Here is a 476-nt window from a genome sequence, read left to right on the forward strand (position 1 = left end):
AACATCGGCAGTCCGATGATCGCGCCGACCACCGCCATCGCCCAGGGAAGGGCGCGCGGCGAGGCGTGGCCGATGATCGTGTCGACGATCTGGTCGGCTCCGCCGCTGTCGGCGAGCAGCTTGCCGAACATCGCGCCGAGCGCGATGAGGATGCCGACGCCGGCCGCCGTCGTGCCGAATCCGGTGGTGAAGCTGGCGATCGCGGTCTCGACCCCGACCCCCGCGGTCACGCCGACGGTGAGCGCGCCGGCCGTCAGGGCGAGGAAGGGGTGGATCTTGCCGGCGATGATGAGGGCGACGATGACGCCGATGCCGAGGAGCGCCGCCACGATCAGGCGGCCCTCGGAGGCGACCGGATCGATCAGGTCGGTGCCGGCCGCGGCGATCACCTGGACGGAGAGATGGGGGGACATGACGGGCTCCTCAGACGCTGGTCGAGCTGCGCTCGACGTACTCGTGGACGATGGCGTCGACGG

General features: G+C 71.0%; 1 protein-coding gene. It reads right to left on the bottom strand.

Annotation, left to right across the window (positions count from 1 at the left end):
* The coding region (locus FHP29_RS22490) for a GntP family permease (RefSeq protein WP_240044295.1) at window positions 1-413 on the bottom strand (413 nt) is incomplete at its 3' end.
* Window positions 414-476: the final 63 nt, after the last annotated feature.

This window comes from Nocardioides albidus, assembly GCF_006335005.1.
Taxonomy (GTDB): domain Bacteria; phylum Actinomycetota; class Actinomycetes; order Propionibacteriales; family Nocardioidaceae; genus Nocardioides; species Nocardioides albidus.